This window comes from Pseudomonas sp. sp1636 (genome assembly GCF_030376615.1).
Classification (GTDB): Bacteria; Pseudomonadota; Gammaproteobacteria; order Pseudomonadales; family Pseudomonadaceae; genus Aquipseudomonas.
Genome location: NZ_JARRAB010000013.1, coordinates 129,500 through 143,590, shown reverse-complemented (window position 1 = coordinate 143,590; position 14,091 = coordinate 129,500). Strand labels below are relative to the sequence as shown.

The 14,091-nt window shown below is 61.0% G+C and carries 11 protein-coding genes and 1 pseudogene; 10 read left to right on the top strand and 2 right to left on the bottom strand.

Annotated elements, in window-relative coordinates; genetic code table 11:
- The 3 genes and pseudogenes from P8H27_RS20745 to P8H27_RS20735 all read left to right on the top strand — a co-directional run.
- Positions 1–882 (top strand): annotated as a pseudogene (locus P8H27_RS20745) (VCBS domain-containing protein); the annotation flags it as partial.
- A 1,295-nt stretch (positions 883–2,177) separates the two neighbouring features.
- Positions 2,178–2,339 (top strand): hypothetical protein, encoded by a 162-nt coding sequence (locus tag P8H27_RS20740; protein ID WP_374761358.1) that lies wholly within the window; start codon positions 2,178–2,180, stop codon positions 2,337–2,339.
- A 34-nt stretch (positions 2,340–2,373) separates the two neighbouring features.
- Positions 2,374–3,852, top strand: a complete 1,479-nt coding sequence (locus P8H27_RS20735) for a type I secretion C-terminal target domain-containing protein (RefSeq protein WP_374761357.1) — start codon at positions 2,374–2,376, stop codon at positions 3,850–3,852.
- 113 nt (positions 3,853–3,965) lie between these two features.
- On the opposite strand, the gene P8H27_RS14420 is transcribed toward P8H27_RS20735, so the two are convergent.
- Complete coding sequence (locus P8H27_RS14420) at positions 3,966–4,367, bottom strand: YbaN family protein (protein ID WP_289638262.1); 402 nt, start codon at positions 4,365–4,367, stop codon at positions 3,966–3,968.
- 9 nt (positions 4,368–4,376) lie between these two features.
- On the bottom strand, positions 4,377–4,964 hold the full coding sequence (locus P8H27_RS14415; RefSeq protein ID WP_289638261.1) for a YecA family protein: 588 nt from the start codon (positions 4,962–4,964) through the stop codon (positions 4,377–4,379).
- Positions 4,965–5,117: 153 nt separating this feature from the next.
- Between P8H27_RS14415 and recQ the strand changes: the two genes are divergently transcribed.
- The 7 genes from recQ to P8H27_RS14380 all read left to right on the top strand — a co-directional run bounded on the left by recQ (position 5,118) and on the right by P8H27_RS14380 (position 14,074).
- Positions 5,118–7,244, top strand: a complete 2,127-nt coding sequence (recQ, locus tag P8H27_RS14410) for a DNA helicase RecQ (RefSeq protein WP_289638260.1) — start codon at positions 5,118–5,120, stop codon at positions 7,242–7,244.
- Positions 7,245–7,456: 212 nt separating this feature from the next.
- Positions 7,457–7,897, top strand: coding sequence for a MarR family transcriptional regulator (locus P8H27_RS14405; protein WP_289638259.1), 441 nt, complete (start codon positions 7,457–7,459; stop codon positions 7,895–7,897).
- The gene (locus P8H27_RS14400; RefSeq protein WP_289638258.1) at positions 7,897–9,300 is read left to right on the top strand and encodes a DHA2 family efflux MFS transporter permease subunit; all 1,404 of its coding nucleotides are present in this window, start codon (positions 7,897–7,899) and stop codon (positions 9,298–9,300) included. The genes P8H27_RS14405 and P8H27_RS14400 overlap by 1 nt, the downstream gene beginning before the upstream one ends.
- A gap of 300 nt (positions 9,301–9,600) precedes the next feature.
- On the top strand, positions 9,601–11,643 hold the full coding sequence (locus P8H27_RS14395) for a FimV/HubP family polar landmark protein (protein ID WP_308446823.1): 2,043 nt from the start codon (positions 9,601–9,603) through the stop codon (positions 11,641–11,643).
- A 142-nt stretch (positions 11,644–11,785) separates the two neighbouring features.
- On the top strand, positions 11,786–12,079 hold the full coding sequence (locus tag P8H27_RS14390) for a SelT/SelW/SelH family protein (protein WP_289638256.1): 294 nt from the start codon (positions 11,786–11,788) through the stop codon (positions 12,077–12,079).
- 293 nt (positions 12,080–12,372) lie between these two features.
- On the top strand, positions 12,373–13,539 hold the full coding sequence (locus P8H27_RS14385) for a CynX/NimT family MFS transporter (RefSeq protein WP_289638255.1): 1,167 nt from the start codon (positions 12,373–12,375) through the stop codon (positions 13,537–13,539).
- A 106-nt stretch (positions 13,540–13,645) separates the two neighbouring features.
- A complete protein-coding gene (locus P8H27_RS14380) occupies positions 13,646–14,074 on the top strand; it encodes a hypothetical protein (protein WP_289638254.1) in 429 nt (142 codons plus the stop codon).
- Positions 14,075–14,091 lie beyond the last annotated feature (17 nt).

The window sequence follows — 14,091 nt, the reverse complement described above, 5'->3', positions numbered from 1 at the left end:
GACAACGCCAACCCGGCGGTGCAGGGGTTGGATGCGGGTGAGAGCCTGAGCGAGACCTTCAGCTATACGATGCAGGACGCCGATGGCGACACCGCCACGGCCACCCTGACCATCACCATCACCGGCAGCAACGATGTGCCGGTACTGACGGTCGATCCGGGCAACCAAGGGGCTAACGACCGAGTCTTCGAGGCCGGTTTGGCCCAGGGCTCGGACGCCGCCAGCAACAGCGAATTCGCCAGCGGCACCTTCACCCTGAGCGACGCCGACGGCCTGGACGACCTGCAGAGCGTGACCATCAACGGCGTGACCGTGGCCATCGGCAGCCTGGCCGGCAGCGTGTTCGCCGGCGCCCACGGCAGCCTGACCATCAGCGCCTACAACAGCACCACCGGGGTGGCCAGTTACAGCTATGAGCTGACCAGCCCGACCACCGACGGCCCGGGTATCGAGAGCGACAACTTCACGCTCAGCGTGTCGGACGGCACGGCCAGCTCGGCGCCGGCCAGCGTCGTCATCGAAATCGTCGACGATGTGCCCAATGCGCTGGATGACAGCAACAGCATCGGCGAGGACAGCCTTACCCCGATCACCGGCAGCGTGCTCGACAACGACCTGCACGCCAACGGCCAGCCGGGCGCGGACACCCCGACCAGCTTCGTCGGCTGGGCCAGCACCGCCGCCACCTACGGCACCTTCAGCGACACCGGTAACGGCACTTACAGCTACAGCCTGAACAACGCCAACCCGGCGGTGCAGGGGTTGGACGCTGGCGAGAGCCTGAGCGAGACCTTCAGCTACACCATGCAGGACGCCGATGGCGACACTGCTACTGCGACCCTGAGCATTACCATCCTCGGTGCTGACGACAGCGCCCAGGTGGTGACCGCCGCGCTGCATGGCCCCGATGCGACTGTTTACGAAAAAGGCTTGACCTCGGTGGAGGACACCAGCGAAATCATCGACGGCAGCTTCACGGTGTCGGCTACCGACGGCATCGCCAGCCTCACGGTTGGTGGGGTGACCCTGAGTTTGACGCAACTGCAGGCTTTGGCCGCGAGCAACCAGGTGATCAATACCGGCGAAGGGCTGTTGACCCTGAACGATTACAGCGGCACGAGCAACGCAGGCACGCTGAGCTACAGCTACAGGCTGAGCGCGACCATTGATAATGATAGCCACCCAGGCGCTACCGGCACCCACTTTGATGACAGCGTCGCGATCAGCGTATTGGGTGTGGGCGGCAGTGCTGCCAGCGACCAGTTGATCGTCCGGATCATTGACGACACGCCGACACTCACCACTGTTTCAGACGCATTCTTGAACAATGATCCATCGGGCTACGCGACGGGTAGCTCTGATCCCGTTATTGGCGCGGATGCACCTGGAAGTCCTGACTTGAGTGGGAACATTGCCGGCTGGAATGGCTCCAGTGTTACGTTCGCCGCATCGTCGCTTACTTCGGGTGGTCATACCGTTTATTACGAGGTCAGGTCTGGCGATACGGGTGTGCTCTACGCCTTCACCAGCACAACGCCGGCACCCTATACCGGAAGCGGGGGGCAGTCGCTGATATTTACCCTGTCCTATGACGTGGCAGGCAATTATGTAATTTATATGAACGGTAAGCTGGATGGCCCCGTCCAGACATTTGGTGCGATTTTCAACCAGAATATCGGCGGCAATCAGGACTACCTGTTGGTGACGGATACAGGAGCGCTCTACAAGCCTACAGACTCTATTCCGGTCGGGCAGACGGTCGTTATGTCGGTCGATTCTTCTGTTGGCTCGGTGAATTCAAGTCAGCAGGGTCTTGCTGCAGATAATCAGTGGGTAAGTGGCGGTGTGGCACTCTACTTCTCCTACGCCAGCCCGGTAGTCAGCGCACAGTTTTCCATTGATATTCAGAGTTCAGATACAACGAACGCGGTCAATTGGACTGTTTATGGTCAGGACGCGTTGGGTAATAGCGTCACTGAGAGCGGTACCACGGTATTCACCGAGGGCGTGCTGACCGCTATCCCTACGTTGTTGACGGGAATAACCCGAATCGATCTGTCTGACACCGGTGGGGCCGGGTTCCGGGTGAGCGGTTCCTCGATTGTTGACCGGATCGAAGAGGATCCAATCGGCACGTCTTTTGACATCGGTGTTATTGATGCCGATGGCGACCATGCATCGGCCACTCTGGACGTTGTTTTTCAGCCGCAGTTTGCAGGCCAGTTCGTGGTTGCGTCCAACGCCAACGACGTGGCGGGCAGTGCCGCCCTGTATGTGACTCCAGCAGGGGCAGGTGTCATTACAGGCAAGGGCGGAGACGATATTCTGGTGGGCGATGAGGGCCGCAGTAACCTCGTTGGAAAAAATGTCAACATGATACTTGTGCTTGACTCCTCCGGCAGTATGACAACGAATATCAGCTTCAATGGGACGACCATGAGTCGCATGTCCGCGCTCAAGTTGGCCGTTAATGGCCTGCTTTCTGGGCTTGCGGTCAGTGCCGCCGACAATGTGCGGATCCAACTCGTCGACTTCAATAACTCGGCCAATAGTCTTGGGGTTTTCGATATCAAGGGTGGTGAACTGATCGCCGCGCAAAATGCGGTAAATGGTCTGCTCGCCAACGGCTGGACGAATTATGAGGCTGGCTTGCAAGTGGCGTTGAACTGGGTTGCAAGCGTAGGTGCCGACGCCCCATATACCGGCGCCAATGTGATCAATCAGGTGGTGTTTGTCTCCGATGGTGCGCCGAACAGTTGGTTAACCGGGGACTCAACCAACCTTAACAATACCGTCACCAATGGCGCTACCAGCACGGCGGTTGCTCATGTCCTCGGCATGCACAACCAGTCGGGCAGCCAGAATGACGATCGGGTAAGTGAAGTGGCTTTGCTCGAGGCGAGCTTCGGACAAATTCAAGCTGTCGGTATCAATGTGGGCGGTACGGCGCTCGATATACTCAATCAGATCGAGGGAGAACTGGCCTCGGTCAACCCCGATGTAGCCAGCAACATTACCACCGGCGAGCAACTGGCGAGTGTGCTGGCCGACTTCAATCCCTCGACTCAGCTTTTCGATGCAGGTAATGACACTATTCTGGGGGGCGCGGGAGATGACCTGATTTTTGGCGACGTCTTGTATAGCGATATTCTGGCCGCTGCGGCAGCGTTGGCTATGAATCCTGGTGCGGGTTGGCAGGTGTTTTCTGCACTTGAGGCGGGCGCTGGTGCGGGTGCATATGCAGCGTGGACTCGGGCGGATACGGTCAATTATGTACTTACCCATGCGGATGAGCTTGGCCAGGAATCGGGGCGTGCACTTGGGCATGACAGCATTGACGCGGGCGCAGGAAACGACCTGGTATATGGGCAAGAGGGAAATGACAATATCTTCGGCGGGAGTGGCAATGATGTTTTGTTCGGTGGGTCGGGCAATGACACGCTGCTCGGCGGTGATGACGACGACATATTGATCGGTGGTCTGGGTGCCGACATTATGAGCGGCGGTGCAGGTATAGATACGTATGTTTGGCGCCCAGGTGGTCTGGGCGATGGGACTGATAGGATTACCGATTTTTTCATAGACTCCAGCGGTACTAACTCGGATGTGCTGGATTTGTCGCAATTGCTATCGGGTGTAGGGGCGAACGCTGCAAGCTTGCAAAGTTACCTGGACTTCGCGTTTGCCGGGACGACCACCACTATTTCGGTGGATGTCGATGCCAGCGGTTCGGTTGAACAGCAGATAGTGCTGGATAACATTAATCTGGCAACATTTTATGGCACGGCAAATGAGGCCAGCATTATCACTAATCTGCTTGACGATGGTGCCCTGAAAATAGATACCGTCTAGCCGGCCGTTGAACAATGTAGGCGAGGCAGCCGAGGCAAGGCAAAAATGGCCGAAACGCAGCGTCGCGGAGTAACAGCCCCAGGCTGGCCAGCAGCCCAGGGGTACTGATCGTGCTAACGCGGGTTGGGCAGGGTTTTCTGCTTGAGGATATAGATGCTCACCAACAGCGCGCTGGTCAGCATAAAGGCGCGTGCCCAGAACAGCGGGATCAGGTAGCAGGAGAGGGCGATGCTGAACCACATCAGGGCGATGCTGTAGACCTTGGCCTTGAGTGGGATGCCCTGGCCGTCGAGATAATCGCGCACCCAGGGGCCGAGCCTGGGATGCAGCACCAGCCACAGATAGAAGCGCTTTGAACTGCGGACAAAGCAGGCCGCGGCCAGTAACAGGAACGGCGTGGTCGGCAGCACCGGCAGAAAAATACCGATTACCCCGAGCGCCACGCACAGCCAACCCAAGGCCAGCAGTGCGTAGCGAGTCAGCGGGTTGCGGCTTTCCTGTACGTCATGCGCCATGGCGCAGGCTTAGTGGTGACGCGGTTTGAGCAGGGCTGGTTTTTCTTCCGGGGCATGGCACAGCAGGAACAGCGCGGTCAGCAGTTCGGGGATTTGCTCGACCATGCTGTCCACCAGGTCGCGGTCGCCGGCGATTTCGGCGAACTCCGGCTGCTCATCGAACAAGCCGGAGGCGACCATGATCGGCAGCAGCAGCTCGCTGACCTCGTCTTCGGCATCGTCGAACCAGGCCGCTTCACGCAGGAACACCCCTTCCATGAAACCGATGCACCAGCCGCGCAGGTCGGAGTCGTCCGGCTCTTCGCCGAGATCCAGTTCGCAAGGTACTTCCGGGTCGTCGTCGCTGGCCAGTTGGCGGGCGATATGAGTCTGCAGTTGTACCAGGGTGGCCTCGATGTCGTCGCGCTCCTCGTCGCTGCGGTAATGCGGTGGCTCGGAGAACAGGGCATCGATCCACTCACGCTCCGGTACCGGATCGGGACAGATCGACAAGGCGGTGAGGTAGCCGTGGGCGGCCACGTAGTCCAGAGCCTCGTCGTGCAGCTCATCGGCGTCGAGGAAGGCTTGCAGGCGGGACAGTTGCTCGGCGAAGGACATCGTGGGCTACCTTGAAGAAGTAAACGAGGATGGATTCTAGTCCAGACCTGCTGCAGCAGCCATAGTTCTAGGGATATGCGCGGCGAAAAACACATCAAAACTCGATCCGGCAAGCAGGTGCGTATAATGCGCGGCTCGTTTCGGAGACCTTTCATGCTCGACCACGCACAGCGCATCCTCAAAGACGTTTTCGGTTATGACAGCTTCCGTGGCCGCCAGGGGGCGATCATCGAGCGCGTGGCGGGCGGCGGCGACGCCCTGGTGCTGATGCCGACCGGCGGTGGCAAGTCGCTGTGCTTTCAGGTGCCGGCCTTGCTGCGCGAGGGGTTGGCGGTGGTGGTGTCGCCCCTGATCGCCTTGATGGACGACCAGGTCGCCACTCTCGACGAGTTGGGGGTGGCCGCAGTGGCCCTGAATTCCACCCTGAGCGCCGAGCAGCAGCGCGAGATTGCCGAGCGGATCAACCGCGGCGAGATAAAAATGCTCTACCTGGCTCCGGAACGCCTGGTGCAACCGCGCATGCTGGCGTTCCTGCAGCGTCTGGAGATCGCCCTGTTCGCCATCGACGAGGCGCATTGCGTGTCGCAGTGGGGGCATGACTTTCGCCCGGAATACCTGCAGCTCGGCCAGTTGGCCGAGCTGTTTCCCCATGTGCCGCGCATCGCCCTGACCGCTACGGCGGACATGCGCACCCGTGAAGAAATCGTTCAGCGTCTGCATTTGCAAAACGCCGAGCGTTTCCTGTCGAGCTTCGACCGGCCGAACATCTTTTATCGCATCGTGCCCAAGGATCAGCCGCGTAAGCAGTTGCTGGCCTTCCTCGCCGAGCGCAAGGGCGATGCCGGCATCGTCTACTGCCTGTCGCGCAAGAAAGTCGACGAAGTCGCGGCCTTTCTCTCCGGGCAGGGCTTCCCGGCGTTGCCTTATCACGCCGGCTTGGCGAATGACCTGCGCGCCTATCACCAGAAGCGCTTCCTCAACGAGGAAGGCCTGATCATGGTGGCGACCATTGCCTTCGGCATGGGCATCGACAAGCCGAACGTGCGCTTCGTCGCCCACCTGGATCTGCCCAAATCGCTGGAGGCCTATTATCAGGAAACCGGTCGCGCCGGCCGTGATGGCCTGCCCGCCGATGCCTGGATGGCCTACGGCCTGCAGGATGTGTTGTTGCTCAAACAGATGCTCAACAACTCCGAAGGCGACGAGCGGCACAAGCGTCTCGAACAGCACAAGCTCGATGCCATGCTTGCGCTCTGCGAGGAAACCCGCTGCCGACGGCAGACGCTGCTGGCTTATTTCGACGAGGACATGCCCAAGCCCTGCGGCCATTGCGACAACTGCATCGATGGCGTGCAGACCTGGGACGCCACCGAGCCGGCACGTCAGGCACTCTCGGCGATCCATCGCAGCGGTCAGCGCTATGGCGTCGGCCATCTGGTCGACCTGTTGCTCGGCCGCGACAATGACAAGGTGCGTGGCCTGGGTCACCAGCACCTGACGGTGTTCGGCGTCGGCAAGGCGCTCAGCGAGGGCGAGTGGCGCTCGCTGTTCCGCCAGTTGGTGGCGCGCGGCCTGGCGGATGTCGACCTCGAAGGCTACGGCGGCCTGCGTCTCTCCGAGAGCTGCCGGCCCTTGTTGCGCGGTGAGGTGACCCTGCAATTGCGCCGCGATCTGAAGCCGCAGCACACGGCGAAATCCTCCAGCAGCGCGGCCAGCCAACTGGTGCGCGGCGACGAACGCGAGCAATGGGAAGCCCTGCGCGCGCTGCGCCGCAAGTTGGCCGAGGAGCATGCGGTGCCGCCCTATGTGATCTTTCCCGACGCTACCCTGCTGGAAATGCTCCGTAGCAAGCCCGGCACCCTGGCCGAAATGGCTCAGGTCAGCGGGGTCGGTGCGCGCAAGTTGGAACGCTATGGCGAAGCCTTTCTCGAAGTGTTGGGTGGGAATGCCGAGGCGCCGCGAGTGGTGCTCGACCTGCGGCATGAGCTGGTCAGCCTGGCCCGTGCCGGCATGACCCCGCAGCAGATCGCCAGCCAACTCAAGTGCAGCGAAAAGAACGTCTACAGCCTGTTGGCCGAGGCCATCGGTCGCCAGCAGCTATCCCTGGAGCAAGCGCTGGATCTGCCGGAAGAACTGCTCGGCGAGATCCAGGATGCCTTTCTCGACGGAGAAGGCGAACTGCCGCCGGTGGCTGAAGTCAGCGGCTTGTTCGTCGGCCGGGCCGAGGACGGCGTCTTGTACTGCGTGCGGGCCGCGTTGCAGGCCGAGTTCGGCGTCTGAGCGCTGGCAAGCCTGACCCGCAACATCGAGCAGGTATCCGGTGCGCCCCTCTGGCGAGCGCTGGTGTCGATTGATGGCCTGCGGGGCGTGGTCGAAAGCCAGCCTGTAAAATGGTGAAATATCCGAGAGATATCAGGACTCTTGCTCTCGGGGCTATGATCATGGTTAGCTCGCTAATAATTAGATTTTGATATTTAAAGAGCCGTTTAGCCATGTCGCAGTCGCAGTTGGATCCACACCGTTTCGCCATGCAATTAGCCCAGTTATCCCGTTCCTGGCGCGCCGAACTCGATCGGCGCCTGGTGGGGCTCGGTCTGTCACAGGCGCGTTGGTTGGTGCTCTTGCATCTGTCGCGCTTTGACGAGTTGCCGACCCAGCGTGAGCTGGCGCAAAGCGTGGGGGTCGAAGGCCCCACCCTGGCCCGGCTGTTGGATAGCCTGGAAGCCCAAGGCCTGGTCAACCGGCAGGCGGTGCCGGAAGACCGCCGCGCCAAGAAAATCTCCCTGAGACCGTCAGCGCAGCCGTTGATCGAAAAGATCGAGGCCATTTCCACCCAGCTACGCAAAGAACTCTTCGCCGGGATCGACGAAGAGGAACTGCGCCGTTGCCAGCAGGTGCATGCACGGATTCTGGGTAACCTGGAAAAGCGCTGATGGGGCAGGGTCTGGCGGACTTGCAGGCGCGTTTCGGCGCGCGCTATCCGCACTGGTTGTTGGGCATATTGATGATCGGCAGCATGGCCATGGTGCTGGCCTCGACCAGCATCAATGTGGCCTTGCCGGCGATCATGCTGGACTTTTCGATTGGCCGGCCGCAGGCGCAGTGGCTGTCCACTGGTTTTCTCGCGGCCATGACCGTCGGTCTGCTATTGGCCGCTTGGGCGCATTCGCGTTTTGGCGCCAGGCACACGGCGCAGTTCGGCCTGTCGCTGTTCATCCTTAGTTCGTTGCTGGCACTGCTCGCGCAAGAGGCCTGGCAGCTGATTGCCCTGCGCATCGTCCAGGGGCTGTGTGCCGGTGTCGTCCAGCCATTGGCCATGGTGCTGATCTTTCGCGTATTCATTGGCGGCGGCCGGGGCATGGCCTTGGGTCTCTACGGTCTGGGGGTGATGGTCGCACCCACATTGGGGCCAACCATCGGCGGTTATCTGGTCGATCATTTTGGCTGGGGGGCGGTCTTCTGGTTGCCATTGCCCATGTGCGTCCTGGCGCTGCTGGGCGGGCAGTGGTTGTTGCCCAGTCAGCGGGATAAGACCACGCCTTTGCTGGATGTATGGGCCTTGGTTTTATTGTGCGTGGGGGTGTTTGCCCTGCTCGGCGCCCTGGCCGAGGCTCAGCGCTTTGCCTGGCTGGCGCCGCGGGTGTGGCTGCCCGGTCTGCTGGGTACGCTGGCGTTCAGCGGTTTTCTCCGGCGCAGCTGGCGCAGTGCCAAGCCGCTGCTGCCGTTGCGTTTGTGGCGCCATGCCGGCTTTCGCAATGCCAGCTGGGTAGCCTTGACTTTGGGCATGGGTCTGTATGGTTCGACCTACCTGATCCCGCTGTACCTGCAAACAGTCGAAGGCTACAGCGCCGGACGCGCCGGCTTGTTGCTGTTGCCAACAGGGGTGCTGATGGGGGCCGCGTCCTTTGCCGGCGGCTGGCTGAGCGATAGGCAGTCGGCGGCCTTGCTGCTGGTCAGCGGATTACTGATCTTCGCCTTGTCTGCCGCAGGATTTGGCTGGCTCGAGCAGGGCGCCTCCTTCACCGTGCTGTGTTTCTGGGCCTGTGTCGGGCGGGCCGGGCTCGGGCTGCTGTTGCCGGCGCTGAGCACGGGCTCGCTGGACATTCTCAGTGCGCAAGAGCTGGCATTGGGCGCCGGTGCCATTACTTTCGTTCGTCAGTTGGGTGGGGCGTTTGGCGTCAATTTACTGACCTTTTTTCTCGAGTGGCGTCATGGCCGGGAAACGGGAGGCCTGGCGGCCGAAGCCGTGGCATTCCAGCAGAGTTTTTGGTTGATGGCGGCGGTCTTCACCCTGACGGTGCTGGCGGCTTGGCGCGTGCGTTCGACAAGGGTCTGACAGTCGTGTGTCGTCGGCATGCCGGGTGGTTTTGCGGGTCATTTTATTGACTTCTTTGTCGCGCTTTTGCGTATGATTGCTACTTGTCTTGTCGCGGTGTGCGTACTAAAGCATGCAGGCTTGCAAATCATGGCCATACTCACTCATGGGCCGGGCTCGACACGGAGTGTTTGCCCCGACGTAAGAATTTGCTGCACCCACTGTTTTCACCACTGACGGATACACACGCCAAGGCGTGGGGTGGTGTGACGACTCGGGAGCGGAGTCAGCGGGAGAGTTCATATGTCTCGAGTTCGGCAATTGCTGTTCGGCCTTGCTTCAAGCTCAGCATTCTATTCCGGGGTAGTACCAGCCTTGGGGCTGGGCGAAATCACCCTGCATTCAGCCTTGAATCAGCCGCTAGAGGCTGAAATCGAATTGTTGGAAGCTGCCGATCTGGCCAGCAGCGATCTGTTGGTGCGGCTCGCATCTGCCGATGCATTCAGCCGTTCTGGCGTCGACCGCTTGTTCTTTCTCAACGATCTGCGTTTCACCCCTTTGCTGCGCGGCGGCAACAGTGTGATTCGTGTGGTGTCGAGCCAGCCGGTGCGTGAGCCCTATTTGAATTTCATTGTCGAAGTGGCGCGGCCCAATGGCCAGCTGCTGCGCGAATACACCCTGCTGCTCGATCCGCCCAGTTCATCGGCCTACCGTGCTGTCGCTGCCGCGCCAGAAGTGCAGGTGCCGTCCGTGCGCGCGCCGGCATCGCCAGCTACTGTTGCTGCGCCTCGCGCCATGCCGGCAGCCGAAGCGGGTACGCGTTACCAGGTAGTCAGCGGTGACAGCCTGTGGAAGATCGCCGCAAACTTGCGCGCTGCGGGTAGCCAGGCATCGCAGCAAGCCTTGATGCGCGATATCCATGCGCTCAATCCGCAGGCATTCAGCCGAGGCGATATCAATCGCCTGCAAGTTGGGGCCGATCTGCTGCTGCCGGATGCCGCTCAGGCCGGCAGTGCGCCTATTGCCACCGCCACCGCCAGCGTGCAACCCCTGGCGCCCGATGAGCCGCCGGTCGACTCGCAGGTCGAGCAGATGGCACACATGCAGCGGCGCCTGGATCAGGAGTTGCTCAGCCAGGCTGAGGAAAATCTCAAACTGCAACAGAGCATCAGCGCTCTGCAGGCGCAGTTACAGCAGCTGCAGGCACAGGTGGGTGACAAGGATCAGCAACTGGCGGAGTTACAAGCCCAGTTGCTGGAACGCCCTGCACTCGTGCAATCGTCTCCGGCGCCTGCCGCGCCGGAGTCTTCGCCCGTTGAGTCGAACCAGCCAAGCGAGACGCCGAGCCGCAACTGGTTTAGCGCGGGCGTGGCTGCACTGGTCTTACTGTTGTTTGGCCTTTTCGGGTTGTTATGGCGTTCCCGGCACCTGGCTACCCCGCCAACTCAACAGGCGCAACCATTAACCGAGCCCGTATTGACCGTGCCTGAGCCAATTGCGCCGCCGCTGCGCAGCGTGCCTGTGGTTGCTCGCGCCAATCAACCCGCGGCCGCTGCAGCCATTCCAGACGACGCATTGGGCGGCGCGAATATCTATATTGCCTATGGCCGCCTCAGTGAGGCGGCGGCACTTCTCGGCAAGGCTCTGGATGCTCAGCCTGAGCGCAGCGATATTCGCTTCCGCCTGCTGGAAGTGCTGGCGCAGCAGGGCAATGCTCAGGCCTTCGTCGAGGAGGAAGCAAAGTTACGCAATGCCGGTTTCACAGCGGCGCGTATCGATCAGCTCAAGACGCGTCATCCAGGTTTGCTTGATACCCCCGTGGCGACGGACAAGCTGGACGACGCCGCGCTGGTGCTGGACGAAACGCACTTGCAGGCTCCGCTGCAAGCGGATGAAACCCATACCGAGGACTTTCAGCTCAATCTGGATGACTTGTCGCTGGATGCGGATTGGGATTTGGTGAGCCCGTTCCCAACCAGCCTGCGCAAAAAGAGTGTTGCCTCGACGCAACAGGTTGCCGAGGATGACGATCTGCCAGAGGCTTTTGAGCTAACGGGCCATCGCGATGCACGCAGTCCCTTCGCCCAGTCGATGCTGGTTGAAGAGGCATCGGCCGCCGACTGGCTGCAGGAGGAACTGCCTGAAGGCGTCCGCGATCAAGACCTTGCCGATGGCGGCGAGCTGTTGCACGACCTCGATCAGTTGGCCGGGAGCCACGATGCCCTGGCCAAACTCAACTTGGCACTGGCCTACATCGAGCAGGGTAGCCTGGAAAGTGCTTGCGGCATTCTCAATGAGGTCATCAACGATGGCGATGACGAGCAGAAGCAGGAAGCCCGTGAATTGCTGGCAAAAATTGCTTGAAGCCTGTTAAGCCTGTCACGGGCTAGTCGGGGCTCCAGCTAAAAGGCTCGCTTACCTACGCAAGGTAAGCGAGCCTTTTAGCTTGCCGCCTCGCTTGCGGGGCGGGGTTATCATGATTCTTTTCGCCTAAGCAGAGTTGATTATGTCCAGCGCCAAAGTCGAAGTGACCATCACCTATTGCAGTCAGTGTCAGTGGTTGTTGCGCGCGGCCTGGTTGGCCCAGGAACTGCTGTCGACCTTTGCCGATGATCTGGGCAAGGTCAGCTTGGAGCCTGGCACCGGTGGGGTGTTTCGCGTCACCTGCGCTGGCGTGCAGCTCTGGGAACGCAAGGCCGACGGCGGTTTTCCCGAAGCCAAGGTGCTCAAGCAGCGCTTGCGTGACTTGATCGACCCGGCCCGGGATCTTGGCCACAATGATCGTACGGGCGACACCTGACCGTTCGCGCAACAGCCTCGCCGCTGGTCGCAGGATTGCCTGGCATGCGGGCGATCCTGCGATCTGATTAGCCCGGCCGTCCTGGTCGTGCCAAGCCGGTTGGACGGATTTTTTCCGCCATACAGTGCTGACCTTTTGGTCAGCTTTAATGCCCGCAGGCTTGCTCTCTGATTGCCTCGGCGGTAGGGTTGCCAACCCGTTCTGTCTAGTCCTCACGATGTTGGAACTTTAGTGAAAGCCTTATCAGAAGCTTGTTGCCAACCGTCTTTTCGATCGCTCCGGGCCGCCGCAAATTGAAAACCAGGTCTAGAACCCTGCTGTTGCTGGCTCTGGTGGTGGCGGCGATCAATCTACGGCCTGGGATTACCTCTCTGGCGCCGCTGATCGAGCGAATTGCCGATGAGCTGGCATTGAGCCGTAGCCTGATCAGCCTGACCACGGCATTGCCGGTGCTATGCATGGGCTTGCTGGCACCTTTCGCACCGCGTGTGGCGTTGCGTCTGGGACTGGAACGCAGCATCGCTTTGTGCATGGGTGGGATCGCGGTCGCCTTACTGATGCGCTTGGCCGGCCAGTCCAGCGCTGTGCTGATTGCCAGTGCGGTGCTGCTCGGTGCGGCAATTGCCATTGCCGGACCGTTGCTCTCGGGGTTTATCAAGCGGCACTTCGTTGGGCAGATGGGCATTGTGGTCGGCTGGTATTCCTTGAGCATGGCGATTGGTGGCGCTGCGGGTGCCGTGCTGACGGCACCCGCCACGCAACTGTTCGGCGACAGTTGGTCGCAGGGGCTGGCGGTTTGGGCCTTGCCCGCAGCGTTGGGGCTATTGTTATGGTTGTGCCTGCCCAGCCAGGCGGAGTCTGCGGATGCCGCCGAAGGGGCCCGCGGCTTGCCATGGAATCAGCCCAGAGCCTGGTTGATCAGCGCCTTCTTCGCGCTCCAATCCGGGCTGTTCTATGCCCTGGCCACCTGGGCGGTGGCGCGTTACCACGAGGCCGGTTTGCCCCTGTTGCGCAGCAATGCACTGTTCAGTCTCTCGATGCTGATGGGCGTGCCCAGCGCCTTCCTGCTGCCCTGGTTGGCCCAGCGTTTCGGCAATCGCTACTGGTTGTTGGTCGCATGCGGTTTGGCGTCGTCCATCAGCTTGGCGATGATCACCCTGGTTCCGACCTTCGCCCCGGAACTCTGGGCGGCCACCATCGGCTTCGGTCTCGGCGGCTCCTTTGCCTTGTCGCTGGTGTTGCCGCTGTATGAGGCGGGCTCGCCGTTGGCGGTCAGCCGCTGGACCGCGATGATGCTCTGCATGGGCTACAGCATGGCGTGTCTGGCGCCGGTTCTGATCGGGTTGGCGCGCGATCTTACCGGCCACTATCACTTGCCGTTCATGGTGCTGACCGGCCTGGCGCTGTTGATGACGTTGCTGGCCTGGGGCATGCGTAGCGGCCCCCGCCATACCTCATGAGCTGGGAGTGCGGCGATGGGCGGCAAAACACAAAGTTTCCCAGCAGTTCCTTTCTTGACGCTCGGCGCTGTGATAGAAGGCAGCCTTGATTTTCTGGAGTGCCCGCGTGGAGTCCGAATCCATTGTTTATGGCTGCATCCGCGATTGGCCATCCGATAGCCAGACGCAGAGTCGTCTGCGCCGCGAGATCAACCATCAGGTGTTGGGTGAGTTGCCGGCTGGCGAGGCTTGGCCATTTCTGGGGCGCGAGATGTTTGCCTTTTGCCAGCAGCCCGGCGAGGGTCTGTACCAGACCCAGGTGATTCACTTCGGCGCCAGTTACCGCGCGGTCGAGTACGAGTGGAGCCTGTGGGTCGAGCAGTTCGAGACGCTGCTCAGGCGCCTGTATTGGGCCAGTGCCGTGGTGCATCTGGAAACCGAACTGAACGGTACCCATACCTTTCGCTGGGAGTCGGACAACGGCTGTCACAGCCCTCAGGAAGGCGAATTACGGGTGCGCTGCGCCTGGGAGCGCGAAGGCGGCTTGCGCGGCTGAATGCCGGCCAGCCGCCT